The 25,679-nt window shown below is 63.3% G+C and carries 26 protein-coding genes and 1 tRNA gene; 10 read left to right on the top strand and 17 right to left on the bottom strand.

Annotation, left to right across the window (positions count from 1 at the left end; translation table 11 throughout):
- Positions 1–19: 19 nt before the first annotated feature.
- On the bottom strand, positions 20–1,375 hold the full coding sequence (locus HFP57_RS00855; protein WP_176867997.1) for a GntP family permease: 1,356 nt from the start codon (positions 1,373–1,375) through the stop codon (positions 20–22).
- A gap of 82 nt (positions 1,376–1,457) precedes the next feature.
- Positions 1,458–3,080, bottom strand: coding sequence for an acyl-CoA dehydrogenase family protein (locus tag HFP57_RS00850; RefSeq protein WP_176867996.1), 1,623 nt, complete (start codon positions 3,078–3,080; stop codon positions 1,458–1,460).
- Positions 3,081–3,201: 121 nt separating this feature from the next.
- Here HFP57_RS00850 and HFP57_RS00845 point away from each other — a divergent pair, with 121 nt between their 5' ends.
- Both HFP57_RS00845 and HFP57_RS00840 read left to right on the top strand, forming a co-directional pair.
- On the top strand, positions 3,202–3,432 hold the full coding sequence (locus HFP57_RS00845) for a DUF6356 family protein (protein WP_176867995.1): 231 nt from the start codon (positions 3,202–3,204) through the stop codon (positions 3,430–3,432).
- A 28-nt stretch (positions 3,433–3,460) separates the two neighbouring features.
- Complete coding sequence (locus HFP57_RS00840) at positions 3,461–4,657, top strand: thiolase family protein (RefSeq protein WP_176867994.1); 1,197 nt, start codon at positions 3,461–3,463, stop codon at positions 4,655–4,657.
- A 154-nt stretch (positions 4,658–4,811) separates the two neighbouring features.
- On the opposite strand, the gene HFP57_RS00835 is transcribed toward HFP57_RS00840, so the two are convergent.
- Complete coding sequence (locus tag HFP57_RS00835; RefSeq protein ID WP_176867993.1) at positions 4,812–5,555, bottom strand: CPBP family intramembrane glutamic endopeptidase; 744 nt, start codon at positions 5,553–5,555, stop codon at positions 4,812–4,814.
- 130 nt (positions 5,556–5,685) lie between these two features.
- On the opposite strand from HFP57_RS00835, the gene HFP57_RS00830 reads away from it, so the two are divergent.
- Together HFP57_RS00830 and HFP57_RS00825 are read left to right on the top strand one after the other, a co-directional pair.
- Positions 5,686–6,225: a hypothetical protein gene (locus HFP57_RS00830; protein ID WP_176867992.1), complete on the top strand. Its 540-nt coding sequence runs from the start codon at positions 5,686–5,688 to the stop codon at positions 6,223–6,225.
- A gap of 3 nt (positions 6,226–6,228) precedes the next feature.
- Positions 6,229–6,450 carry a helix-turn-helix domain-containing protein gene (locus HFP57_RS00825; protein ID WP_176867991.1) on the top strand — a complete coding sequence of 74 codons (222 nt, stop codon included), beginning with the start codon at positions 6,229–6,231 and terminating at the stop codon, positions 6,448–6,450.
- 48 nt (positions 6,451–6,498) lie between these two features.
- Here HFP57_RS00825 and HFP57_RS00820 read toward each other — a convergent pair.
- Positions 6,499–6,573 (bottom strand) — tRNA-Val (locus HFP57_RS00820).
- 50 nt (positions 6,574–6,623) lie between these two features.
- Positions 6,624–6,998 carry a cell cycle two-component system response regulator CpdR gene (gene cpdR, locus HFP57_RS00815; protein WP_176867990.1) on the bottom strand — a complete coding sequence of 125 codons (375 nt, stop codon included), beginning with the start codon at positions 6,996–6,998 and terminating at the stop codon, positions 6,624–6,626.
- A gap of 140 nt (positions 6,999–7,138) precedes the next feature.
- Between cpdR and HFP57_RS00810 the strand changes: the two genes are divergently transcribed.
- Positions 7,139–8,014: an N-formylglutamate amidohydrolase gene (locus tag HFP57_RS00810; RefSeq protein WP_176867989.1), complete on the top strand. Its 876-nt coding sequence runs from the start codon at positions 7,139–7,141 to the stop codon at positions 8,012–8,014.
- Between the two features lie 179 nt (positions 8,015–8,193).
- Here HFP57_RS00810 and HFP57_RS00805 read toward each other — a convergent pair whose 3' ends face one another.
- Together HFP57_RS00805 and HFP57_RS00800 are read right to left on the bottom strand one after the other, a co-directional pair.
- The gene (locus HFP57_RS00805) at positions 8,194–8,994 is read right to left on the bottom strand and encodes a SapC family protein (protein ID WP_176867988.1); all 801 of its coding nucleotides are present in this window, start codon (positions 8,992–8,994) and stop codon (positions 8,194–8,196) included.
- Positions 8,995–9,063: 69 nt separating this feature from the next.
- Positions 9,064–10,506 carry an FAD-binding oxidoreductase gene (locus HFP57_RS00800; protein ID WP_176867987.1) on the bottom strand — a complete coding sequence of 481 codons (1,443 nt, stop codon included), beginning with the start codon at positions 10,504–10,506 and terminating at the stop codon, positions 9,064–9,066.
- Positions 10,507–10,672: 166 nt separating this feature from the next.
- Here HFP57_RS00800 and HFP57_RS00795 point away from each other — a divergent pair, with 166 nt between their 5' ends.
- The 3 genes from HFP57_RS00795 (at position 10,673) to HFP57_RS00785 (ending at position 14,138) form a co-directional block, all read left to right on the top strand.
- Entirely contained in the window at positions 10,673–11,044 is a 372-nt protein-coding gene (locus HFP57_RS00795; RefSeq protein WP_176867986.1) for a hypothetical protein, read from the top strand.
- Positions 11,045–11,151: 107 nt separating this feature from the next.
- Positions 11,152–12,519, top strand: coding sequence for a DEAD/DEAH box helicase (locus HFP57_RS00790; protein WP_176867985.1), 1,368 nt, complete (start codon positions 11,152–11,154; stop codon positions 12,517–12,519).
- An 86-nt stretch (positions 12,520–12,605) separates the two neighbouring features.
- Positions 12,606–14,138, top strand: coding sequence for a flavin-containing monooxygenase (locus HFP57_RS00785; protein WP_176867984.1), 1,533 nt, complete (start codon positions 12,606–12,608; stop codon positions 14,136–14,138).
- 3 nt (positions 14,139–14,141) lie between these two features.
- Here the strand turns inward: HFP57_RS00785 and HFP57_RS00780 are convergent, their stop codons facing one another.
- The 8 genes from HFP57_RS00780 to HFP57_RS00745 all read right to left on the bottom strand — a co-directional run bounded on the left by HFP57_RS00780 (position 14,142) and on the right by HFP57_RS00745 (position 20,041).
- Complete coding sequence (locus HFP57_RS00780; protein WP_176867983.1) at positions 14,142–14,912, bottom strand: enoyl-CoA hydratase; 771 nt, start codon at positions 14,910–14,912, stop codon at positions 14,142–14,144.
- A 4-nt stretch (positions 14,913–14,916) separates the two neighbouring features.
- On the bottom strand, positions 14,917–16,041 hold the full coding sequence (tgt, locus tag HFP57_RS00775; protein ID WP_176867982.1) for a tRNA guanosine(34) transglycosylase Tgt: 1,125 nt from the start codon (positions 16,039–16,041) through the stop codon (positions 14,917–14,919).
- A 42-nt stretch (positions 16,042–16,083) separates the two neighbouring features.
- A complete protein-coding gene (locus HFP57_RS00770) occupies positions 16,084–16,473 on the bottom strand; it encodes a hypothetical protein (protein WP_176867981.1) in 390 nt (129 codons plus the stop codon).
- A gap of 33 nt (positions 16,474–16,506) precedes the next feature.
- On the bottom strand, positions 16,507–17,550 hold the full coding sequence (gene queA, locus HFP57_RS00765) for a tRNA preQ1(34) S-adenosylmethionine ribosyltransferase-isomerase QueA (protein WP_176867980.1): 1,044 nt from the start codon (positions 17,548–17,550) through the stop codon (positions 16,507–16,509).
- A 7-nt stretch (positions 17,551–17,557) separates the two neighbouring features.
- Positions 17,558–18,268, bottom strand: a complete 711-nt coding sequence (locus HFP57_RS00760) for a peptidylprolyl isomerase (RefSeq protein ID WP_246263237.1) — start codon at positions 18,266–18,268, stop codon at positions 17,558–17,560.
- 109 nt (positions 18,269–18,377) lie between these two features.
- A complete protein-coding gene (gene coaD, locus HFP57_RS00755) occupies positions 18,378–18,887 on the bottom strand; it encodes a pantetheine-phosphate adenylyltransferase (protein ID WP_176867979.1) in 510 nt (169 codons plus the stop codon).
- Positions 18,887–19,744, bottom strand: a complete 858-nt coding sequence (locus HFP57_RS00750; RefSeq protein ID WP_425500717.1) for a polyprenyl synthetase family protein — start codon at positions 19,742–19,744, stop codon at positions 18,887–18,889. The genes coaD and HFP57_RS00750 overlap by 1 nt, the downstream gene beginning before the upstream one ends.
- Before the next feature lie 45 nt (positions 19,745–19,789).
- Positions 19,790–20,041 carry an exodeoxyribonuclease VII small subunit gene (locus tag HFP57_RS00745; protein ID WP_176867977.1) on the bottom strand — a complete coding sequence of 84 codons (252 nt, stop codon included), beginning with the start codon at positions 20,039–20,041 and terminating at the stop codon, positions 19,790–19,792.
- A gap of 107 nt (positions 20,042–20,148) precedes the next feature.
- On the opposite strand from HFP57_RS00745, the gene HFP57_RS00740 reads away from it, so the two are divergent.
- A complete protein-coding gene (locus HFP57_RS00740) occupies positions 20,149–21,513 on the top strand; it encodes an NAD-dependent succinate-semialdehyde dehydrogenase (protein ID WP_176867976.1) in 1,365 nt (454 codons plus the stop codon).
- Positions 21,510–22,799 (top strand): NADH:flavin oxidoreductase/NADH oxidase family protein, encoded by a 1,290-nt coding sequence (locus HFP57_RS00735; protein WP_176867975.1) that lies wholly within the window; start codon positions 21,510–21,512, stop codon positions 22,797–22,799. The genes HFP57_RS00740 and HFP57_RS00735 overlap by 4 nt, the downstream gene beginning before the upstream one ends.
- Positions 22,800–23,124: 325 nt before the next feature.
- Here HFP57_RS00735 and HFP57_RS00730 read toward each other — a convergent pair whose 3' ends face one another.
- Together HFP57_RS00730 and HFP57_RS00725 are read right to left on the bottom strand one after the other, a co-directional pair.
- Entirely contained in the window at positions 23,125–24,795 is a 1,671-nt protein-coding gene (locus tag HFP57_RS00730; protein WP_176867974.1) for a long-chain-fatty-acid--CoA ligase, read from the bottom strand.
- 70 nt (positions 24,796–24,865) lie between these two features.
- Positions 24,866–25,639, bottom strand: coding sequence for a DUF1013 domain-containing protein (locus HFP57_RS00725; protein WP_176871076.1), 774 nt, complete (start codon positions 25,637–25,639; stop codon positions 24,866–24,868).
- Between the last annotated feature and the right edge of the window lie 40 nt (positions 25,640–25,679).

The following is a 25,679-nucleotide window of genomic DNA, read 5'->3' as shown; positions in this document are numbered from 1 at the left end:
AAGATATGAGTTTTTGCGCCTAGAAGATGGCGAACAGCGCGAGCGCGACGATCAGGCCGATCAGCGGCACGATCACCGTCAGCGCGCCGACCGCGCCATAGGCGGCGGCGTGCGTCTCGCCGCAGATCGCGCGGATCGTGGTGACGACATAGCCATTGTGCGGCAGGCTATCGAGCGCGCCCGATGCGATGGCGACCGTGCGGTGCAACTCGTCGGCGCTGGCACCGGCATCGAGATAATGCGGCGCGATCAGCGGCAAGGCTATGCTCTGGCCGCCCGATGCGGAGCCGGTGAGGCCCGCTATCACGGTCACCGCGATCGCCGCGCCGATCAGCGGATCGCCGGGCAGGTTTTGCACGAGGACGAGCGCTTCCTGGAAAGCGGGCGAGAGCGAGGCGACCGCACCGAATCCGACCACGGCGCAGGTATTGGTGATTGCGACGACTGCGCCCGTCGCGCCCTTGGAAAAGGCCTCGGGCATCTTCCTCCGACTCTTCAATCCGACCAGCAGAGCGATAATCGTTCCGGCGCCGAGCGCCGCAACCAGCGCCCATTTGTCCAAGGATTCGGCCGGCATGATCGCCGAAAGCGGTCCCAGCCGCTGCGGGTATTGGAAGATCATGAACACGCCGAGCACGGCGACCAGCGGCAACAGACACAGGAACGGATTGGGCAGCACCCTTCCCTCCTCGACCGCATCGTCAGTTTCGCGGCCCTCGAACGTCTCGCCCCGCGCCACCGCGCGTTTCACCATCCATTGCAACCAGATGAAGCCCAGGGCCGCCATCAGGATCGCAACAACCAGGCTGACCTCCCAGGCGGCATAGGCCGTCGTGCCCAGATATTGCATCGGGATCAGGTTCTGGATCTCGGGCGAGCCCGCGCTCGTCATCGTGAAGGTGACCGATCCGAAACACAGCGCGGCCGGAATGAAACGGCGCGGCAGATTGGCCTCGCGGAACAGGCTGACCGCGAGCGAATAGACCGAAAAGGCGACGATGAAGACGCTGACCCCGCCATAGGTCAGCAGCGCGCACGCCGCGACCACGGCCAGAACCGCATGGCGGATGCCGATCTTCTCGATAATCCAGTGCGCAACGCTGGCCGCCGCGCCGGACGCGCCCATCACCTCGCCGAAAATCGCGCCGAGCAGGAACATGAAGAACCAGTCGGCGAAAAAGCCGGTGAAACCGGCCATATAGCTCGTTGCGAAATCGGGCGCGTCGGCAACGGCCAGCGGCGGCAGCCAGGCGATCCCGCTCGTCGCGGCGACGATCGCGGCGGCGACCGGCCCCGCGATCAGGATATTGACGCCGCGAACCGTCATCCAGATCAACAGCGCCAGCGCCCCTATCAGGCCGATCGTGCTTATCATCGCGACGAGGCTTAGCTTCTGTGCCCGGCAAGGCAAGCCGATGCCCGCCGCGCCTGTAGACAGTCGGGATACGCGCCTTTGGTCAAATATGCGCCGGCATTGCCCGCTCGACGATCGCGCGACTGTCGATGGCGGCCTGCGACGCGCCATAGGCGAAGGCCGGGTTTGCCAGCCGCACCCGGCAAAAGGCGTCGGCCACCGGGCTGTCCGCGCCGATCAGGACTGCGCCCTGCGCGGCCAAGGCCAGCCGCTCGACGGCGTGCCGGGCCTGATGCTCGCCGACATTTTCCCAATCGAGGCCGTCGAGCCAGTGATCATAAGATGAATGGCAGCCGCGCGCGTCGGAAAGAAATGCCCGCAGCGCGTCGAGCGCCTCGGGTTCGCGCGCCATCGCCCGGAGCACGTCGAGCGCGATCACATTGCCCGACCCTTCCCAGATTGCGTTCAATGGCGACTGGCGGAAGTGGCGCGGTATCGGCCCCGTCTCGACATAGCCGGCACCGCCAAGACACTCCATCGCCTCGTACACCATACCGGGCGCGCGCTTGCACACCCAATATTTGGCGATCGGCGTGAGCAGCCGGGCGAGCGGTTCGTCGGCATCGAAGGCCGCAGCGAGGCGAAAAGCGAGCGCCGTTGCCGCCTCGCTCTCCACGGCAAGGTCGGCGAGCACCGCCGCCATGGCCGGCTGGTCGGCAAGATTGCGCTGGAAGACCCGGCGATGCGCGGCATGCCACAGCGCTTCGGCGAGCGCTCCGCGCATGGTCGCCGCCGAACCGACGACGCAATCGAGCCGCGTATGCTGCACCATCCGGATGATGGTGGCCACGCCGCGCCCTTCCTCGCCGAGCCGCTCGGCATAGGCGTTGTGATATTCCACTTCGGACGACGCGTTGGACCGGTCGCCGAGCTTGTCCTTTAGCCGTATCACCCGGAAACCGGCATTGCGCTCGCCATCGGGCGTCCAGCGCGGGACGAGGAAGCAGGTCAGCCCGCCCTCGGCCTGGGCGAGGGTCAGAAAAGCGTCGCACATCGGCGCCGAGCAGAACCATTTATGGCCGGTAAGCCGGTATGCGCCGTCGGCGGGATCTGCCCTGGTCGTGTTCGCCCGGACGTCCGAGCCACCCTGTTTCTCGGTCATCGCCATGCCGATCGTGACGCCCGCCTTTTCCGAAGCCGGGCCGACGGCGGGATCGTAGCGCGACGCCGTGATCCTAGGAATCCATTCGTCGCCGATCGCGGGTTCAAGCCCGAGCGCGGCGACGGCGGCATAGGTCATCGTCATCGGGCATTGCGTGCCGGCATCGGCCTGGCCGAGAAGGAAGGCCATCGCCGAGTGCAGCGTGTGCCCGGCCTCAGTGCCGTCCCAGGCGGCGGCGGCAATGCCCGCGTCGAGACCGAGCGCCATCAGCCGGTGATAGGCCGGATGGAACTGCACCTCGTCGATCCGTCGGCCATAGCGGTCGTGCGTTTCGAGGACGGGCGGATTCTCGTTCGCCGCGATGCCCCATTCGATCGTCTCGGTCGATCCCGTGCGCCGACCGAATTCGGTCAGCCGCTCGTGATGCATTCGCGCTCCGGCCATCGTTGCCGCATCGACCAAGGCCCGATCCGAACCGAACCGATCGAAACCTTCGAGCGGCGGCGGCTGGTTCGTCACTTCATGCGTTTCGAGCATCGCGATAGGACGGAGGCTGGTGGTCATTGGCTCTTTCTCGATGTCCGCAGATGTTGCGGCGGATTGCGCAAATTCGCTTATCGGGGTGAATTTCGCAAGCGGATCATCTAGGCTCGCGGTATCCCAGTCAGAATGTCGGACCGCATCCATGACCAGATTTCTCACCACACATCTTCGGGACGTCAGCGAAAGCTACGGCCAGCACCTGGTTGCCGCCTCGGGCTTCGGAATGAGGATGATCGCGGCGGGCGCATTATGCGTCTTGCACGGCATCTTCCCCTTTCTCTGCCAGCAGACGGCGAGCGAGACGGTGCGCCGGCTGCACGACGAGATGGTGGTCAAGCGCCGGCGCGCCTATCTGGAAGACTGGGTGATCTAGATAAATTCAACAGCAGGAGTTTTTGCCGATGCGTGAAGCCGCCATTATCGCCACCGCGCGCACGCCGATCGGCAAGGCCTATCGCGGCGCGTTCAACGCCACCGAAGCGCCCGTGCTGGGCGCGCATGTCGTCAACGCGGCGATCGAACGTGCGGGCATCGATCCCGAACGGATCGACGATTTCTTCTTCGGCGTCGGCAACCAATGGGGAACCCAGGGCGGCAATCTCGGGCGGATGACGCTGTTCGCGGCGGGTTTGTCCAACCGAATCCCGGCCTTCACGCTGGACCGCAAATGCGGATCGGGGCTGACCGCCGTCGCGCTCGCGGCGCGCGCAATCATGTGCGACGAGATGGACGTCGCGATGGCGGGCGGGATGGAGAGCATCAGTCATACCGTCACCAAGGATGCGCCGCGACATATCAATCAGTCGGTGATCGAGCGCGTTCCGCATGCCTATATGCCGATGATCGAGACCGCCGAAATCGTTGCCGAGCGATATGGCATCAGCCGCGCGGCGCAGGACGAATTCGGCGCAATGAGCCAGCAGCGTGCCGTCGCGGCGACCGAAGCCGGGCGGCTCGATGCAGAAATCGTGCCGATCACGGTCGAAAAGCAGCTCTACGAAAAAGACGGCAGCAAGGCGGGCGCCGAGACCGTTACCCTGAGCAAGGATGAAGGCCTAAGAGCCGGTACGACCGCCGAGGCGCTGGCGGGGCTCAAGACCGTCTGGTCGGACGGCGCCGTCATCAAGGAAGGCAAGCATATCACCGCGGGCAATGCGAGTCAGCTGTCGGACGGCGCGGCTGCGCAGATCCTGATGGACCGCGCCACGGCGGAAGCCGAAAGCAAGGAGATACTCGGCATCTATCGCGGCTTCCAGGTGGCCGGATGCGATCCGGAGGAAATGGGGATCGGCCCGGTCTTCGCGATTCCCAAGCTGCTCGAGCGGACGGGTGTTTCGATGGACGAAATCGGCCTGTGGGAGATCAACGAGGCCTTTGCCAGCCAGTGCCTTTACTGCCGCGACACACTCGGCATCGATCCGGAGAAGTTCAATGTCGACGGCGGCGCGATCGCGATCGGCCATCCGTTCGGTATGACGGGCAGCCGGCTCGTCGGCCATGCGCTGGTCGAGGGGCGCCGCCGCGGCGTACGCTATGTCGTCGTATCGATGTGCACGGCCGGCGGCATGGGCGCGGCCGGCCTTTTCGAGATCGTGTGACCTGCGTCACAAAGCGAATCGCGATAATCGCCGATACCGGTTTCCGGCGATAGCGACACTCCAAAGCCGAAATCGCCAAGGCCGCCATGGTTCATCCGGTTTATGCGACCCGGCCGGACACCATGGTGGCCGTTTTACGTTTCAGGCCACCATTTCAGATCATCCGCCAGACCGTATTTATCACACTGTGCAGGAGCATGGACGCCAGGATGCTCCCGGTGTTCAACCGGAGCCAGGTGAGAATCAATCCGATCGATCCCGTGATCAGAAAGATTTCCAAGACGAAAACCGGCGCCCCTCCTGCCCAGAAAAGACTGTGCACGGCGCCGAACAGTATGACCGACATTATGGCGGCAAAACCGATATTGGCGAAGGCGACTCGCGGACCATCCCCGAAAGCCTTGACCAGGCAAAAGAGCAGGATGCCCCGGTAGAATATCTCTTCCTCGAGGCTGGGCATGGTCAGCTGATATGCGATCGCCTCGATATCGGGCGGCGGTGTCTCGATGATCACGGCGATCAAGACATCGATGGCGCACAGAATCGCAAACGCGATCCAGCCGATCCGCGCTCCCGCATTCTGCCGAAACGTCACCCCCGCCGCTTCCCTGTCGACGATGCCAAACGCGAGTATGGCGATCGATACCGCCAAGGCAGCGATCTTGCCGGCCCAGTTGAAACTCACATCCGGATCGCCCGCCAAGCCATACAGCAGGCCGTTCAACCCGAAGAAATTCAGGACCAGCGCGACGTTCAGGTTGAACAGGAGCCAGGCGAGGAGGAACCAGCGCCAATTGACCTGGCCGCGAGCGGCAAGCGCGGCCACCCCGCCGCCCGCCAGGAAGACGGCGTTCCACAACAGGGCGCTCATCCAATAGTCGACCGTTCCGACATCCACGAGTCCGCTCTCCTCCCCAGCGATTCCCGGGATCGCTCTTGCACGTACCCGCTGCCTCGCCCATAATCCGAACAAGCAAATAATTATTATTCTACGATAATAAATATCTTTATTATGAAAGAGAGATGCCATGTCAAGATCGAAGGGGGCAGTGCGGGCAGCCAGTGCCGTCCTGACCGTCCTGATCCCGTTTTTCGCCCTGTTGGCGATCTCCGGCGTCGTTCTCTTCTGGGGATTCGGCGTCCACCGGATCGGAAACGCAGCGCTGGGCGAGAACTTCATCGTTCTACTCGACCAGCCGCCGGTCCCCGAGCGGCGCCTGTACGGTTTGGTTGCGACCCTGCCAGCCTTGCTGTTCTGGCTCTACGCCTCTTGGCGCCTGTTCCTGATGTTCCGCGCTTTCCATACCGGCCCGCTGATCGGCCCCGTCACCATTCGGCATTTGCGCGCCTATGCGCTGTTCTCGGCTCTCGCAGTGCTCTCCGCCTTCCTGCTAAGCGGCGTCATGCGCTGGGCGCTGGGCCAGTTCGACGATGCGCCGCTCTGGACGCATCTCGGCTTTTCCGTGACCCATGGCCTGATGCTTTTTTCTTCGGCGATCCTTTACGTGGCATCGCACGTGATCGAGGAAGGCTATGCGTACAGAAAAGAAACCGAAGAGTATGTGTAATCCATGGCGATAATCATCAGGTTGGACGTCATGCTCGCGCGCCGTAAAATGAAGTCCAAGGAACTCGCCCGGGCGATCAGGATTACCGAGGCCAATCTGTCGAAACTGAAATCGGGGAGCGTGAAGGGCGTGAAGCTCGAAACGCTGAACAAGATCTGCCGCGAGCTTGATTGCACGCCGGGCGATCTGCTCGACTATGTGGCTGACGATGAAGCGAAAGGTTGAACGCCGCGCCGCCCGGAAACCGGGCAACGATCACTACCTAGGGGAAAATGGTGGGCACGGCTGGGATTGAACCAGCGACCCCTGCGATGTCAACACAGTGCTCTACCACTGAGCTACGCGCCCACGCGAAGGGGCTATCTAGTGGAGCGTTTGCACATGCGCAACCGCTGATTTCAAAGTCCCGAAGCGTCGCCCACTTCGAACATCCGATCGACCTCCAGCACCAGATCGCGCAGGTGAAACGGCTTGGAAAGCACCTTGGCATTGGGCGGCGTCTTGTTGTTTTTCAACGCGACCGCAGCAAAGCCCGTGATGAACATGACGCGCATATCCGGCGCGATGTTGGCAGCCTCCTGCGCAAGCTCGATACCGTCCATGCCCGGCATGACGATATCGGTCAGCAGCAGGTCGTATTTTTCCTTTTCGAGCATCGGCATCGCCGACAGGCCGGAATCCGCCGTGTCGACGGCGTAGCCAGTTCGTTCAAGCGCGCGTTTCAGATATTCGCGCATCGACGTGTCGTCCTCTGCCAAAAGGATACGGATCATTGTCGTCCCATCACCTGTTTTCACGCCACCCCACTGACGTATCCGGCGCGGAGTATAGAACAGAGCCCTTAAAATTTTCCAGCCTTGGAAAAATTTTCGCTATCTTGCCAACCGACGGCCGGGACAATAGTCGGGGAAGCATGGAAACCTGCGGATCTCCGCCCGATTATGTCCGCCGGATCGGACCCGAAATTCCGCAAAGGCCGGTCATCTTGTCCGTCCCCCATTCGGGGCGCCACTATCCGAAGAGCCTTTTGGAGGCCGCGCGGCTCGATGAAATGCAACTGCGTTCGCTCGAGGACCGCCATGTCGATACGCTCGTCGCGCCGCTCGCCGAAAGGGGCTATTCCATGGTCATCGGAGAAGTTGCGCGCGCCTGGATCGATCTCAACCGCTCGGAACGCGAAATCGATCCGGCGATGGTCGCGCCCCGGCCCAAACCGTCCGGCCTCGAAGTCACTGCGAAAGTGCGTGGCGGACTGGGCCTGATCCCGCGCAGACTGGCCAAACACGGCAATATCTACCGCCATCCGATCGCGCATCGCGATCTGTCCGAACGGGTCAGGCTCGCACATCGCCCCTATCATGCGCTCGTGTCCGATATGCTTGCGGCGACGCGCCGACGGTTCGGTATCGCCTTGCTGCTCGATTGTCACTCGATGCCGCCGCTGCGGCCGAAAGATGGAGGCGCGCCGGCTGAAATTGTGCTCGGCGACCGCCACGGCCGCAGCGCGGCGCCTGCCTTCGCTGCGCGCGCCGCCGGGATTTGTCGTGATCTGGGTTTTCGGACGGCGCTCAACAGTCCCTATGCGGGCGGCCACATCCTGGCCCGGCACGGCAAACCCGAGCGCGATATTCACGGCTTGCAGCTCGAAATATGCCGGTCGCTCTACTTGGGCCCCGATCATGACCAGCCGAGCCCCAAATTCGATCGCCTTACCGAGGCCATCGCAGCCATAGCGGACGGCCTGGCCGACGAAGCCGTCTCGCCGCCCGACGCGCTCGCCGCCGAATAAAAAACCGCCCCGCGCAGGGGTAGCGCGAGGCGGCCAGGTTCAGGGAGGGGGCGCATCAGGGGATGCACCCACACTGGCTGCGAAAGGGGGGCACGCAGCCATGTGCCCCCACAAGATATTAACGACTTCGCAGGGTTTCAAGCGGCGACGGGAAACGCTGCGAAAACGGCGGCTTTGCGCTAATTCTGCTCCATACCCTGCGGAACGTTCGCGTCCGGCTGGGGCGGCACCTTGCCCTGCTGGAGCTGCATGGCGAAAATATCGCGGACGAGCTGCAGGGACATCATGTGCGCATAAATCAGCGGCATCATGCCGTTCTGCACGAATTTGCGCGCAAGATCGCCGCGGATTTCCTTGAGCTTCTCTTCGTTTACCATCTGGAAACCGCGATAGACGAACGGTTTGTCCGAATTCGGCGTGTCGATCGACACTTCGCCTTCCATCAGCAATTCCGCCTTTACCAGCTCTTCGACGAACGAGACGGTCCGATGGCCGGACGTTTCGACCTGCTCGCAGAACTGCAACAGGCTTTTCGTCGTTTCGGATGCCTCGCCACCATCGAACAGCGGCTCGCCTTCGTCATATTCGCCGACGATATCGGTCGTCGGATCGAAGCAGAGCGACAGCTCTTCGGAATCTTCCCGCAGCTTGGCGAGGAGAAACGGATAGCGGCGCGCATAGGCCGGCATATAAACCGGATTTCCGGCGAGCTCGCCTTCGTCGTTCAGGAACACGTTGACGCCCTGGTTGAGGCCCATCAGCGCGAGCGGAACCGGATTGTCGCCGGAGGAGAAAACGATCGGCATATGGCGCTGCACGGTGACGAACTCGTCGATCGTCACCGGAACGGCGTGCGTTTCGGCGAGGAACGGCATCTTCGGCCGGACCTGCAATTTGTAGCCCGCATGATCCTGGCTCGAAAGCGGAATGACGTCATTGTACAACAGCGGAAAGTTCTGCTGCGGGGCAGCGCTAGCCATGAAATATCTCCTGTGGCCGGAATAAGAGAGAGCCGCCATGCAAATCAGCGGCTCTGATTGCCCTGCCCTCTATGGATTCTCGGCAGGATTCGCAAGCGGTACGAGCTTGCCCGGGTTCATAATCCCCCGAGGATCGAGCGCATCCTTGATCGCCCTCAGCGCTGCGAGCCGAACCGGATCCGCCAGCCGCCCGAATTCCGCCAGTTTGAGTTGACCGATCCCATGCTCGGCGGACAGCGAACCGCCGGCATCGCGGGTCAGGTCATGCACGAAACGGCTCACCGCATCGCCGGTCTCGGCGAACCAGGCCTCATCGTCGCTACCGGCGGGCGCGCGAACGTTGAAATGAACATTGCCGTCGCCGAGATGGCCGAACGCGATCACGCGCGCGCCGGCGAACCGCCGTTCGACCGCCGCCGCGGCACTTTCGATGAATCCCGGCATTGCGGAGACCGGCACCGACACATCATGCTTGGCCGCCATTCCGTCGAGCCTCTCGGCCTCCGAAATCACTTCGCGCAATTTCCAGAAATCCGCAGCCTGCGCCTCGCTTTCGGCTAACACCGCATCGACGATCAGGCCATCTTTCAGCGCCTTGGCCAGCGCAACTTCGGAGCGCGCACGCAGGTCCTCCGCACTGGTCGCCGTGCGCAGCTCGATCAGCACATGCCAGCGATGGGGACCGTCCAGCGGCGCACGCGTGTTCGGGATATGTTGAAGCACCAAGGCGAGCGCCGTATCCGGCACGAGCTCGAAACTTTCGACCGCATCGCCCAACGCCGCCTCCAGCGCACGCAGAAGCGCCAACGCCTTTTCCGCCGAGTCCAGGCCTGCCCAGGCGACCGTCCGGTGCGGTGCGGCGGGCACGAGCTTGAGGCTGGCGGCGGTGATCACGCCCAAGGTCCCCTCCGAGCCGGCGAGAAGCTGCCGCAGGTCATAACCGCGATTGTCCTTGCGCAGGGTCGACAGGCCTTCGAACAAACTGCCGTCCGGCAAGACCGCTTCGACGCCGAGCGTCAGCGCGCGCATCGATCCGAACCGCAAGACCTGGGTGCCCCCCGCATTGGTGGCGATAAGCCCGCCGATCGTCGCGCTGTCCTTGGCGCCGAGGGAGAGCGGGAAGCGGCGGCCATGTTTTTTCGCCACCGCATGCACCGTGCTCAATATCGCGCCCGCTTCGGCCGTCAGGCTGTTATCGGCGGGGTCGATAGACCGGATCGCGTTCATCCGGCGCAGCGACAACAGGATCGCCCGGTCATCGGGGCGTGGCACGCCGCCCGCCACCATTCCCGTATTGCCGCCCTGGGGAACCAGAGCGATGCCTGCCTCGCCCGCCAGCCTGACGATCGCCTGGACCTCCGCCACACTCCCCGGCGATGCCAGAGCCAGCGCGCTCCCGGTCACCCGGCCCCGCCAGTCGGTGAGCCAGGGTTCCAGATCGTCGGCGGTCGTGCCGAGCGCTGCCGGCCCTACAATCGCGGCCAGCCGTTCGAGAATTGTCTGATCGTCCATCGCGAAAGACGATAGCTGCTCCGCGATGACAGGCCAATTCATCTTCGGTTAAACGCCAACGGCGGAAAAGACGGATAACAAGAGTGGAAAACGGTTCGTGTCGATTTTTGGTGCTACCTTATTGCTGTTGACGGCGTCGGCGGGCCCCGCGACCGCGCCGATACAGATGGCCATGCAGACCGTCGAACGCCGCATCATCATCCGGATACCAACCCGCAGGACGCTGCGTCCGCGGCGTCGGGCGCCCTCGGGGATTGTCTGGCAGGAAAGACCGACGGACAATTGCCAGCCGGTTTCGGCGATCGCCCGTGCGCGATTCACCCGGCCCGGCGTTGTCGACCTGTTGATGCAGGATCGCAGCCTGGTACGCGCCCGCCTCGATTCCGAATGCGTCGCGCTTGGCTATTATTCCGCATTCTACCTGGTGCCGGGAGAAGATGGCCAGATTTGCGCGGCCCGCGACACGATCGTATCGCGCGCGGGAAACGAATGTACGATATCGGGCTTCCACATATTGGAGCCGCGCCGGACGGATTGACGGTTTCGCCCGCTTTCACTTGACTTTTCAGCCCCCAGCGCGCAATCGCCAGCCGCGAAAGCGCGCCGCACTTAGACCGCGCACAATCAACGCATTTCGGACATTTTATGAACTTTGCCGATCTCGGCCTTTCTGACGAATTACTGCGCGCCGTGGGCGATGCGGGTTATACCGAGCCGACCCCCATCCAGGCGGAGGCGATCCCGCCTGTCCTGATGATGAAAGACCTGGTCGGGATCGCGCAGACGGGCACGGGCAAGACCGCCAGCTTCGTACTGCCGATGATCGACATTCTGAGCCATGGCCGGAGCCGGGCGCTCATGCCGCGCTCGCTGATTCTCGAGCCGACGCGCGAACTCGCCGCGCAGGTCGCCGAGAATTTCGAGAAATACGGCAAATATCAGAAGCTCGACATGGCGCTGCTGATCGGCGGGGTGAGCATGGGCGACCAGATGAAGGCGCTCGAAAAGGGGGTCGACGTGTTGATCGCGACGCCGGGCCGGTTGATGGACCTGTTCGATCGCGGCAAGATCCTGCTGTCGGGCTGCGACATCCTCGTGATCGACGAGGCCGACCGGATGCTCGACATGGGATTCATTCCCGATATCGAGAGCATCTGCCAGAAGCTGCCCGCCAATCGCCAGACGCTCCTCTTTTCGGCCACCATGCCGCCGCCGATCAAGAAGCTGTCGGACAAGTTCCTCAACAACCCGAAACAGATCGAAGTGGCGCGCCCGGCAACGGCCGCAACCAACATCGCCCAACGGCTTGTCGAAACCAGCGCGCGCACGAAGAAAACGACGCTCAAAAAGCTGTTGCGCAGCGAAGATATCAGCACGGCGATCATCTTCTCCAACCGCAAGACGACCGTCCGCGACCTCCAGAAGGATCTGCAACAGGCCGGGTTTAAGGCGGGCCAGATCCACGGCGATATGAGCCAGCCGGAACGGATGAAGGAACTCGATCTCTTCAAGGCCGGCGAGATCAACATCCTCGTCGCTTCCGATGTCGCCGCGCGCGGGCTCGACATCAAGGGCGTCAGCCATGTCTTCAACTATGACGCGCCCTGGCATCCCGACGATTACATCCATCGCATCGGCCGCACGGGCCGCGCCGGCGCAACCGGCACCGCGATCACCCTGGTCACGCCGGCCGACGCCGAGGCGATCGAGAATATCGAGAAGCTGACGGGTCAGACGATCGACCGCGGGGACGCCGGCAAAGGCAAACCGGCACCGAAGGCCGATGACACCGGCTCGGAAGAAGCCGCGCGGGACGAGAAACCGAAGAGCAAGGCCAAATCGCGCACGCGATCGAAGCCCAAGAGCGATTCGAAGGACCGGCCGAAACCGGAAAAGGCGAAGCCCAAAAAGGCCGAAACGCCGAAACGCCAAGAAGCACCGAAACCGGAAGAGGACGATGAGGACTGGAACGGTCCGATGCCCGGATTCCTCAACGTAAAACTTGGCAGCTAGGCGCCCTTCTCCGGAGCCTCCGGCAGTTTGCTTGCCGTTAACGTCAATCCGTTCTACATTGCAACGGAATTGCGGAGGATGGCTTGATGGCACGCGAAGACGCACCCGAACATTTTGACGTCGTCGTCGTCGGCGCCGGGATTTCCGGCATCGGGGCGGGCTATTATCTGCAACGCGATTGCCCGCAGAAGAGTTACGTGATCCTCGAGGGCCGCGAGAATATCGGCGGGACCTGGGACCTGTTCCGTTATCCCGGTATCCGTTCGGATTCGGACATGTTCACCCTCGGCTACACGTTCAAACCCTGGACCGCGCAGAAGGCGATCGCGGATGGGCCCTCGATCCTCCAATATCTCGAAGAGACGGCGGATCAGTATGACATTCGCGACAAGATCCGGTTCAAGCATCATGTGAAGGGCGCCGAATGGTCGTCCGAGGACGCGCGATGGCTGGTTGAGGCCGAACGCGACGGCGAGACCGTCTGGATCAGCTGCAATTTCCTTTTCATGTGCACCGGCTATTACAATTACGAAGCCGGCTACACGCCCGACTGGCAGGATTTCGACCGTTATCAGGGCAAAATCGTCCATCCTCAGCACTGGCCGCAGGATCTCGATTATGCGGGCAAACAGGTCGTCGTTATCGGATCCGGCGCCACGGCGGTAACGCTCGTACCCGCGATGATCGACAGCGAAGGCCCGCCCGAGCATGTGACGATGCTCCAGCGCTCGCCCACCTATATGGTCTCCCGCCCGTCGGAGGATGCGGTCGCGAACTTCCTGCGCAAATGGCTGCCATCGCAATTCGCCTATAATCTGATCCGCTGGCGGAACGCGCTGCTCCAGCACATCGTGTTCCGGCGCGCGCGCAACAAACCGGAAAAGGTCAAGGCCTTCCTGCTCGACAAGGTTCAGGACGAACTCGGTCCCGATTACGACATCTCCACTCATTTCACGCCGAGCTACAATCCCTGGGAACAGCGCCTCTGTCTCGTTCCGGACAGCGATTTCTTCCGCGTGATCCGCAACGGAAAGGCGTCGGTCGAGACGGGCCATATCGACCGTTTCACCGAGCGGGGCGTCCGCCTGCAATCGGGCGAGGAGATGGAAGCGGACATCGTGGTCACCGCCACCGGGCTCGACCTGCAGATGGCGGGCGGCGCGGAGATCACGGTCGACGGCCAGCCGGTCAATTTCGGCGACAAGGTCACCTACAAGGCGATGATGTTCGACGACGTACCGAACCTCGCCTTCTCGTTCGGCTATACCAATGCCTCCTGGACTTTGCGCGCCGATCTGACCTGCGAATATGTCGCCAGGCTGCTCAACTATATGGACGCCAACGGCGTTCAGATCGCGGTTCCGCGTCTGCCCGAGGACGAACAGATCGAACGCCTGCCCTGGGTCGATTTCTCGTCGGGCTATTTCAAGCGTGCCGAGGACAAGCTGCCCGCGCAGGGCGATCGCGGCGTCTGGCGCAACCTCCAGAATTACCGCAAGGACGTGAAGGAATTGCGCGAGGCCCCGATCGCCGACGAGGCGATGGTGTTTGCCGAGACCGGGACGATCACGTTCGGCCCGACCACGAGCAAGGAACCCGAGGCCATCGCCGCCGAATAGCGGTCAACCCGACTGGCCCCGGCCCCGCGCCTGCACGGCTGCCCGGCGCGCCTCGATTTCCTCGGCCGAGATGCCTGCATTGTCCGCCGCCCGTTCGCGCTCGAGATCGAGACCGTCGGCGAAGGCCATCGCAAAACCGTCGTCGATCAGCTTGAGATAGCCGGTCAGCATATCGGGTTCGACCGACAGCAGATCCTCGGCCAGCCGCCGCGCCTCGGGAAGAAGCTCGTCCGCGGCGACGACGCGATTGACGAGCCCCCAGCGTTCGGCCTGCTCGGCACCGATGAAATTACCGGTCAACGACAGTTCCTTGGCCCGCGAGATGCCGATCAGCCGGCTCAGCTTCTGGCTGAGCCCCCAGCCGGGCATCACGCCGACCCGCGCATGGGTATCGGCGAAGCGTGCATTCTCGCTTGCGATCAACACATCGCAGGCGAGCGCCAGTTCGAATCCGCCGGTGATCGCAACCCCGTTGATCGCGCCGATCACCGGCCCGCTGAACTGGCCGAGCGCGGTGACCGGATCCTCGACCTCGACCGCATCGCCAACGCTCGACGCACCCGATCCCAGCTCCTCGAGATCGAGGCCGGCGCTGAACGCCCGCTCGCCGGCGCCGGTCAGGATCAGCACGCGTATGTCGGGGTCGGCCTCCATCGTGCGGACCGTTTGCGCCAGTTCGGCGCGCAGCGCTGCGGACAGCGCGTTCATCGCGTCGGGACGGTTCAAGGTCAGGACGGCATAGCCGTCGCCGCGCTCGATATCGACAAGTGCCATCGGTTCAGTTTCCCCGTTTGTAGCGGTCGATGAAATCGTCCGCGAAGCCCGTGAAAGCGCCGCCCGCGATCGCCGCGCGCATGCCCGCCATCAGCGACTGGTAGAAGAAGATATTATGCTCGGTCATCAGCATCGCGCCCAAAATCTCGCCCGCGCGAACGAGATGGTGGAGATAGGCGCGCGACCATTGGCCGCAGACCGGGCACGCGCAGTCTGGATCGAGCGGCCCGGTATCCTCGCCGAACCGCGCGTTTCTGATGTTGATCGGCCCATCGGCGGTGAATGCCTGGCCCGTCCGGCCGGACCGCGTCGGCAGCACGCAATCGAACATGTCGATGCCGCGCGCGACCGCGCCGACCAAATCGTCCGGCTTGCCGACGCCCATCAGATAGCGCGGCCTGTCCTCCGGAAACTGGGCAGGCGCGAAATCGAGACAGCCGAACATCGCCGCTTGCCCTTCCCCGACCGCCAGGCCGCCGACTGCATAACCATCGAAACCGATATCGATCAGCGCGTCGGCGGATGCCCTGCGCAATGCTTCGTCCAGTCCGCCCTGCTGGATACCGAAAAGCGCGCCGGGGTTGTCCATCGCATCGAAAGCGTCCCGCGACCGTTTAGCCCAGCGCATCGAACGCTCCATAGCCTCGGCCTGGGCGTCGGGTGTGTCGGTAGTCTTCACGAGCTGGTCGAACGCCATGACGATGTCCGAACCCAGCAGGGTCTGGACCTCCATCGAGCGTTCGGGGCTGAGCATGTGCCGCGAACCGTCGATATGGCTGGCAAAGGCGACGCCCTCTTCGCTGACCTTGGTCAGTTCGGAGAGACTCATCACTTGGTACCCGCCGCTATCCGTCAGGATCGGCCGATCCCAGCCCATGAACTTGTGCAGGCCGCCGAGCTTCGCGATCCGCTCTGCTCCGGGCCGCAGCATCAGATGATAGGTATTGCCGAGGATGATATCTGCGCCCGCAGCGCGAACATCGGCGGGTTTCATCGCCTTCACCGTTGCGGCCGTCCCGACCGGCATGAAGGCCGGCGTGCGGATTTCGCCCCGCCGCATCCGGATTTCGCCGGTCCGGGCGGAACCGTCGGTCGCGGAGATGGAGAAGGCGAAACGGGGGTCGGACATCGGGTCTCGGACGATCGTGAAACGGAAAGACGCGGTCGAGCGTTAGCGCATGCGCCAGAGCGGAAAAAGCGCAAAGCAAAGCTGTCCCGCAAGACCGCTGAGCCCGACAGGCTCCATCATCCGCGCGGCATAGAGTATTGGCCCTTCTCCGAACAGAATGATGGCGAGCAGCATTTCTGCCGCCAAAAGCAGCACAAGCGCGATGGCGCCCATCGCAAATCGCGCCGAAACCTGCGGACTGACCGCATAGCGGCGGATCGCCCAACCGCATACGAACCAGGCTATCGCGAGAATTATCGGCAGCTCGATCAGCGTTGCCGTCCATTCGCCGACTGCCGGGACGAGAAGGAAAATGCGCATCGTCCCCAGAACGAAACCCGCGCCGAAGACGAGCGCGAAATATGATATTCCTGCTTTAGTCGCGTCGGTCATAGGCCACTCCCCCGAAAGCATATCGCCGTCCCGCTAGCCGGGAATCAACAGGCTCGCATCCCCATAGCTGTAGAAACGATATCCCTCCTCGATCCCATGCGCATAGGCGGCAAGCATCCGCTCGCGGCCCATCAGCGCGCTGACCAGCATGAAGAGCGTCGAGCGCGGCAGGTGGAAATTGGTCATCAGGCCGTCGATCGCCCGGAACCGATAGCCCGGCGTGATGAAGATATAGGTGTCGCCTTCGAAGGGGCGGATCGTCCCGTCCGCATCGGCCGCGCTTTCGAGTAGGCGCAGGCTCGTCGTGCCGACCGAAATGATCCGGCCGCCAGCGGCTCGCACGGCGTTGAGCCGATCCGCCACGGCCGCGTCGATCCGGCCCCATTCCGCATGCATGACATGATCGTCGCTGTCCTCCGCCTTGACCGGCAGGAAAGTGCCCGCCCCGACATGGAGCGTGAGGGTGACATGCTCGATCCCGGCCGCGCCCAGCCGTTCGATCAGCTCCGGCGTGAAGTGCAGCGCCGCGGTCGGCGCGGCGACCGCACCCTTCTGCCGCGCGAACATCGTCTGATAGTCCTCGGTATCGCGCTCGTCGGTAGGCCGCTTTCCGGCGATATAGGGCGGCAGCGGCATCGTGCCGGCGCGTTCGAGCAGCAATTCGACAGGCTCGTCGCCTTCGAAGCTCAAGAGGAAGCTGCCGTCCGTTCCGCGATCCGAGGCGATCGCCGCGACATCGCCGCCAAAATCGATCCGGTCGCCCTCGCGCACCCGCTTGGCGTTGCGGATGAAGGCACGCCACTGGCGCAGCCCTTCGCGCTTGTGGAGCGTCGCGCCGATCTTCGCCCCGTTTTCGACATCAGGGCCGCGCCGGCCTTCGAGCTGCGCGGGGATGACGCGGGTGTCGTTGAAAACCAGCATGTCGCCGGCGCGCAAGCAGTCGGGGAGGTCCCGGGCCAGCCGGTCCCGCATCGCATCGCCCTCGACGACCAGCATCCGCGCGCTGTCGCGCGGACTGGCCGGGCGGAGCGCTATGCGGTCTTCGGGGAGCGCGAAATCGAAAAGATCGACGCGCACGGGGCGGTTATTGCGGCGTCTCGCCCGCCAGTTCGCCAAGGGCCGCATCGAGCGCGGCGGCCTGGTCGTTGGCGGCCGGTTGCGTCATCGCGGCGATCTCGGCCGCCGTCGGCGGCGGGACATCGTCGGCGGCGATCGACGCCCGGATGATGAGCGCCGGGTTGGCCGGCGGTTCGCCGCGCGGAATCGCGTCGACATATTGCATGCCGCCCGTCACCCGTCCGAACGCCGTATAGTTACGATCGAGGCCGAGATTGGGCATGAACATGATGTAGAACTGGCTGTTGGCACTGTTTGGATCGGTGGCCCGGGCCATCGATACCGTCCCGCGAACATGGGGCAATGTCGTGAATTCCGCGCCGATATCGGGCAATTGCGAACCGCCTTGCCCTGTCCCCGTCGGATCGCCGGTCTGCGCCATGAAACCGTCGATCACGCGATGAAAGATAATGCCGTTGTAAAAACCCTGCCGGGTGAGCGTCTTGATCCGCGCGACATGGTTGGGCGCGGCATCGGGCCGCAAACGGATCGTGACGCGGCCACCGGTAGACAGGTCGAGCAGCAGCGTATTTTCCGGATCGGCCGCCGGGGTAGCCGCGGACGCATAGGTTATATCCGGGCTGGCAGTAACATCGGTGACGCCATTTTCGTCCTGCGCATGGGCGGCCCCGCCCATCGCAAAGGCCAACAGGGAAAACAGGAATATTTTCAAACGCATACTATCCTCGTCATTCAGTCTCGCCATGCGGTGCGCGCATCGGCGGATGGATTTCCTTGATCCTTTAGCCCAACCAGCCTGCGGCTGAAAGCAGGATGAACGAAATGCTCTATTCGCCTTTTCTGCCGAGCTTTTCGACCCGGGCTTTCATGTCGCTTTCCACCGCCGGTGTCACGAATTTGTGGATATCGCCGCCATACATCGCGATCTCCTTCACCAGCCGCGACGCGATCGGCTGCAGCGCCACATCGGCCATCAGGAACAGCGTCTCGATATCGTCGTTGAGCTGCTGGTTCATCCCGGCCATCTGGAACTCATATTCGAAGTCGGCAACGGCTCGAAGGCCGCGGACGATCACGGTCGCCCCCTCGCGTTCGGCGAAATCCATCAGCAGCGAGTTGAAATGCACGACGCGGATATCGCCCTCGCAATCGGCGACCTCCCGTTTCACCATTTCGAGCCGTTCTTCGTCCGTGAACATCGGCGATTTGCTCGGATTGGTCGTCACCCCGATGATGAGCGTGTCGACGAGCTTCGCGCCCCGGCGAATGATGTCCATATGGCCGAGCGTGATCGGATCGAACGTCCCGGGATACACCCCTACCCTGTTGGCGCTCATCAATGGGTCCTTTCTATCGAGAAGCGGGCAATCGCGCGCAGCATATCGGCCTCCTCGCCGAAATCGCGCAAATGATCGATCGCCTGTTCGACGAGCATCTCCGCTTGCTGGCGCGCGCGTTCCACACCGAGCAACGAGACGAAGGTCGCCTTGCCGGCTTCGGCGTCCTTGCCGACCCTTTTGCCCGTGACTTCTTCGTCGCCCGTCACGTCGAGCAGATCGTCGGCGATCTGGAATGCGAGGCCGATATCGCGCGCATAGCCGCGCAGATGCGTGCGGCTCTCCGGCGGGATTCGGGCCATGATGCACGCAGCTTCGAGGCAGAATCCGATCAGCGCCCCGGTCTTGAGCTGCTGCAGCCGGGTGACGGCCGGAAGATCGAGTTCGCGATGCTCGGCTTCCAGGTCCATCATCTGGCCGCCGCCCATGCCTCCGGGGCCGCTGGCCCGGGCCAACGCCGCCATCAGTTCGGCGCGGACGAACGGATCGGCATGGGTCGCTTTTTCGCCGAGTATCTCGAACGCCAGCGCGAGCAGGCAATCCCCCGCCAGCACCGCCGTCGCCTCGTCGAACGCCTTGTGCACCGTCGGCTTGCCGCGCCGCATATCGTCATCGTCCATGCACGGCAGATCGTCATGGATCAGCGAATAGACATGGATGCATTCGATCGCGAAACCGGCGCGCATCGCGCTGTCGCGGTCGACGTTGAACACCTCGCACGCAGCGACGACCAGCATCGGCCGCAGGCGCTTGCCGCCGCCGATGGCCGCATAGCGCATCGCTTCGTAGAGTTTTGAACGCGAATCGCCGGGCACCTTCAGCCAGGTATCGAACAGGATGTCGACATCCTTGGCCATGCGCTCCAGCGCGGGCTTCAAACCTATGGAAACGACGGGCATCGGCTAGGCGGGATCGAGCGGTTCGACGCCGGCCGGTTTGCCGTCCGCATCGAGCTGGAGCTTGTCGATCCGGGCCTTGGCCGCCTTGAGCCGCGCTTCGCATTGCGCCCTGAGCTTGTCGCCGCGCGCGTACAGCTCGATCGATTCATCGAGCGGCGCTTCGCCGGCCTCGAGCTTGCGGACGATCGCCTCCAGCTCCTCCAGCGCAGCTTCGAAGGAGAGTTCGGCGATATCGGTGGCGCTTTCGTCTGTCATGCAGTCGCTATGGGCGAGCGACCGAGCTATGGTCAAGCAAGAGCCGCACGCTATATGCGATTCGACAGGCTCAGGGGGGCGCCTGCCAAAATCGAAGGAGCGAGATTATGCCTACGCAAGTCAATCCGGCCACCGGCGAAGAGGGCGAAACCTTCCCCGAATTGAGCGATGACCAGATTGAAGCGAAACTCGCAAAGGCTGCCGCCGCCTTCCGCCATTGGCGCAACACCGAATATAAAACGCGCACCGACCTGCTGACCCAGATCGCCAATCAATATGAGCAGCGGCGCGACGAACTGGCGGCGATCATCACCACGGAGATGGGCAAGCCCGTCAAACAGGCGCGCGCCGAGATCGAGAAATGCGAAAAGGCATTCCGCTTCTACGCCGAAAACGGCCCGCACATGCTCAACCCCATCGAACGGCAGCTGGTGAGCGGCCGCTCGGTGTCGCGCTGGCTTCCGCAGGGCCCGGTGCTGGCCGTAATGCCCTGGAACTATCCCTTCTGGCAGGTCGTGCGCTTCATGGCGCCGACGATCATGGCCGGCAATGTCGGGCTGCTGAAACACGCCAGCTCAACGCCGGGATGCGCGGCCGCGCTCGAGCAGGTCGTGCTCGATGCCGGCGGACCCGAAGGGCTGTTCCAGAATATGCATATCAGCTCCTCCAAGGTCGCCGGGATCATCGCGGACGAGCGGGTCGTGGCGGTGACGATCACCGGCAGCGAAGGCGCCGGGATCAAGGTCGCGGAGGCGGCCGGGCACAATCTCAAGAAAGTCGTGCTCGAGCTGGGCGGTTCGGATCCGTTCATCGTGATGCCGAGCGCGGACGTGAAGAAAGCCGCCGAAACCGCGGTGACGGCAAGGCTGCAAAATGCCGGGCAAAGCTGCATCTGCGGCAAGCGGATGGTCGTCCATGAGGATGTCTATGACGAGTTCATGGAAATCTTCACCGAGGGCGTGAAGACGATCACGATCGGCGATCCGGCGGACGAAGGTACGCAAATGGGCCCGCTCTCCAGCGAAGGCGCACGCGACGATATCGCCGAGCAGCTGGAAAAAGCAATCCAGTCCGGCGCTAACAGGATCTATGGCGGCGACATTCCCGACAAGCCCGGCGCCTGGATGACGCCCGCGATCCTCACCGATATTCCGGAAGACGCGCCAGTCGCCCGGGAAGAGTTTTTCGGACCGGTCGCCATGGTCTTCAAGGTCAAGGATATAGACGAGGCGATCGATGTCGCGAACGATATTCCCTTCGGACTCGGATCGAGCGCCTGGACGACGGACGAAAGCGAAAAAGAGCGCTTCATCCGCGATATCGAGGCCGGGATGACGGCGATCAACCAGATGCTCGCGTCCGATCCTTATGCGCCGTTCGGCGGCGTCAAGCGGTCGGGCCATGGCCGCGAACTGGGCTCGCACGGGCTGCACGAATTCATGAATCTCAAAAATGTGATGCTGCCCGAATGAGCGCGCCGGAACTGGCCGAGCCGCTCACCCTTCCCTGCGGCGCGACATTGCCGAACCGGATCGCCAAGGCGGCGATGACCGAGGGGCTGGCGACGATCGACGGCAAGCCGACCGAAGAACTCGAACGGTTGTACGGGATCTGGTCGGACGGCGGCGCCGGAATGCTGCTTTCCGGCAATATCCAGGTCGACCGCGATCATCTCGAGCGGCCGGGCAACGTCATCATCCATGGCGAGCCCGATACCGAACTCGCGACCCGGCTCGCGAGCTGGGCGGCCGCCGCGACGCGGAGCGGAAATCATTTCTGGGCCCAGCTCAGCCATGGCGGCCGGCAGACCCAGGCGATCGTCAATCCGCACCCCAAGGCGCCCTCGGCCGTGAAACTGGGCCTGCCGGGCGGCCAGTTCGGCGAACCCGTCGCGCTGACAGTGGACGAGATCCACGACATCCGTGACCAGTTCGCAATCGCGGCGAAAGCCGCGCAGGACGCCGGATTTACCGGAGTGCAGATCCACGGCGCGCACGGTTATCTGCTGTCTTCCTTCCTTTCGCCGCGCGCCAATCAGCGCGAGGACGACTATGGCGGATCGCTCGAAAACCGGGCGCGCTTCCTGCTCGAGACCGTCTCCGCCGTGCGCGACGCGGTCGGCCAAGATTTCCCGGTGTCGGTGAAGCTCAACAGCGCCGACTTCCAGCGCGGCGGTTTCCAGTTCGAGGATTCGCTGCAGGTCGCCCAATGGCTCGGCGATGCCGGCATCGACCTGCTCGAAATCTCGGGCGGCAATTACGAACAGCCCAAGCTCCTCGGTATCGAGGGAATGGAGGCCGAGCAGAAACAGAATGTCGCTCCATCAACCGCGCGCCGCGAAGCCTATTTCGTCGATTTCGCGCTCGCCATGCAGGACAAGGTGTCGGTGCCGTTGATGGTGACCGGCGGGTTCCGCAGCCGCGCGGCGATGGATTACGCGCTCGACAGCGGCGCGGCGGACGTGATCGGCATCGGCCGGCCCTTCTGTCATACCCCCGATGCGGCAAGACAGATGCTGAACGGCTCGGAAAAGCTGCCGACACCCGAGGATGAGCTGGCGCTGATCCCGAACTGGCTCGGCTTTCTCAAGCGGCTGCAGATGCTCAAGGCGATCGACGGTTTTGCAACCCAATACTGGTTCTACAGCCAGCTCTACGCGCTGGGCCGCACCGGGAACACGGCGCCCGAACGGTCGGTATTCGCGGCGTTCCGCGAGGTCGAAGCAACGCACAAGCGGCTGATGGCGCGGCGCGGCTGAGCCGTCGTCCGCTCATCCGGAACCGTGTTCATCCGGTTTTGACGCGATAATCGTGCGATAAGTTTACATAGTTTACACACAGACTTTCCGGCGTCAGTCGCGCCTATGCCCCCGTAGCCACCGAAAAGTCATCCGTTTCGCGATATATACCGAAACAGATAATTTCCTACATTTCAAGGGTTTGCATATGTTCTCGTCATTGCGAGGAGGCGAAGCCGACGAAGCAATCCAGAGCTGGGGACGCCATCGCTTGCGGCTCTGGATTGCCGCGCTCCCCGCGGTCGCTCGCAATGACGATCGCGTTTCAACAAAGGACGGTTAGCCTCTAGCCTTCGCTCTCTTCGGCGCGCAACGCCTTGCGGTCGAGCTTGCCGATCATCGTCTTGGGCAGTTCCTCGCGAACAATCACCGCCTGCACCTGTTCATGCTTGCCGAGCTGCGGGTTCAGCCAGTTCGCCAGGTCCTCGTCCGTCACGTCGCCGCCCTGTTCCAGCGTCACGAACGCCTTCGGCTTCTCGCCGGTATAGGCATCGGGAACGCCGATCACGAGCGCCTCCTTCACGGCCGGATGCCTGTAGAGGATTTCCTCGAGCTGGCTCGGAAACACCTTGAAGCCGGATACGGCAATCATGTCCTTCAGCCGGTCGACGATGAAGATATAGCCTTCTTCGTCGATCGTTCCGACATCGCCGGTACGCAGGAATCCGTCATGCAGGATCTGGTCGTCGGCATCGGGCCGGTTCCAATAGCCGTACATGATCTGCGGCCCCGCGATCACGATTTCGCCCGGTTCGCCTTCCGGCGCGGGCTGGTTCGGATCTTCCTTGTCGACGAGCCGGACGATCGTCGCCGGGGCGGGCTGGCCGATCGACCCCGTCTTGTTCTCGCCGTGATAGGGATTGCAGGAGACGACGCCCGAACTCTCGGTAAGCCCGTAGCCCTCGACCAGCTTCGCACCGGTCAATGCCTCGAACTTGGACTTGGTTTCGGCCGGCAGCGGCGCGCCGCCCGAGATACAGACGCGAAGCGAGCTGAAATCGGTCTTCGCGGTCTGCGGATGGTCGAGCAGTGCGGTGTACATGGTGGGGACGCCGGGCAGCGCCGTCGCCTTGGTGCGCTCGATCGCCTTCAGCGCCTGCGCCGCGTTCCAGCGCGGCAGCATGACGATCTCGCCGCCGCGCAGCACCGTGCGGTTGAGCACCGTCGCATTGGCGAAGACGTGGAAGAAGGGCAGCACGCCCATGATCCGGTCTTCGGCCTCCGGCTCCGGATCGAGCGCCTGGATCTGGCGCGCATTGGCGGTGATGTTCTGGTGGGTGAGCATCGCGCCCTTGGGCGTGCCCGTCGTGCCGCCGGTGTACTGGATCAGCGCGATATCCCTGCGCGGATCGATCGGCACGCGCCCGCAATCGCCCTTGTTGTCGACCAGCTCACTGAACGGGACGACATCGCGGCGCTTGGGGATGTCGACCGATTCGCCGCCCTTGAACACCCGGAACAGCAGCGATTTCGCCAGCGGCAGCGCCTCGACGACGGTGCCGACGACGAGTTTTTCGAGCGAGGATTCGTCGAGCACCTCGAGCGCCGTCGGCAGCAGCGCCTTGGCCGAGAGGGTAAACAGCAATTTCGTGCCCGAATCCTCGACCTGATGCGTCAGCTCGTCGACCGTGTAGAGCGGCGAGAAATTGACGACCGTCGCGCCCATCTTCATCGCGCCATAATAGGCGGCGAGATAGTGCGGCACGTTGGGCAGGAAGAGCCCGATCCGGTCGCCCTTTTTGACCCCGAGCTTCTGGAGGCCGCGCGCGACACGGTTCACGCCGAGCCGGACATCGGCATAGCTGTATTTCCGGCCCATGAAGTCGGCGAGATAGGCGTCAGGGTGTGCCGCTGCGCTGTCGGCGAACATCTGCGACACGGTGAGCGGAGCGAAGCTCTTGTCCCAGGTGCCCGGATGGCGGAAATCTTGGCGCCAAATGTCAGGAATCTCGACCATAATCGCCCTATAGCAAGGCCTTGCGACAAATCAAGCTACTGACATCGCTGTAAGTAGAAACGCCGTGCCGTCAGTCGTCCTTCTTCTTGAACAATTCTTCCGCGCCTTCCGGAAGCGGCTTGGCGGGGGCGTCCTCGGACGGCATGTCCGGCCAGCCCGACCCGGTTTCGGCCTCGGTTTCGGCCTCGGCATCCGGCTCCGCGGTTTCGCCGGCCGCTTCGGCGGCTTCCGCCGCGAGCAATGCTTCGGCCTCGGCCGCCGCGACCCGGCGCTCCTGGCGCAGTTCCTCGATCAGCGCCTCGCGATCACCTTCGATCGTCTCGTCCTTGGGCGCCTCGATACCGGCCTTCTTCGCCGCCTTGGCGACGACCGCATCGAGCTCGCGCTGCGAGCACAGGCCGAGCGTCACCGGATCCTTGGGAACGATCTCTGCGATGTTCCAGTGCGTGCGATCGCGGATCGCGTTGATCGTGTTGCGCGTCGTGCCGATCAGCTTGCCAACCTGCGCGTCGGAGATTTCCGGGTGGTTGCGGAGCAGCCAGGCAATGCCGTCCGGCTTGTCCTGCCGCTTGGAAACCGGCGTGTAGCGTGGGCCCTTGGTGCGGCGAATCTGTGCGGGCCCTTTCAGCATTTCGAGCCGGTAATCGGGATCGGCCTGGCCTTTCTCGATTTCCTCCATCGTCACTTCATGGGCCGCAATCGGATCGCGGCCGGTGAGCTTGGTGGCGGCCGTATCGTCGGCGATCGCCTGCACTTCGAGAATGTGCAAGCCGCAGAATTCGGAGATCTGCTCGAAGGACAGCGCCGTGTTGTCGACCAGCCAGCTTGCGGTCGCATGCGGCATCAGGGGATGGGCCATGGTGAACTCCAGAAATTAAAAGGGC

Source organism: Parasphingopyxis algicola, from assembly GCF_013378075.1.
In the GTDB taxonomy this organism is placed as follows: Bacteria; Pseudomonadota; Alphaproteobacteria; order Sphingomonadales; family Sphingomonadaceae; genus Parasphingopyxis; species Parasphingopyxis algicola.
Note: the sequence above shows the minus strand (reverse complement) of the source record. Positions and strands in the feature narration are given on the sequence as shown.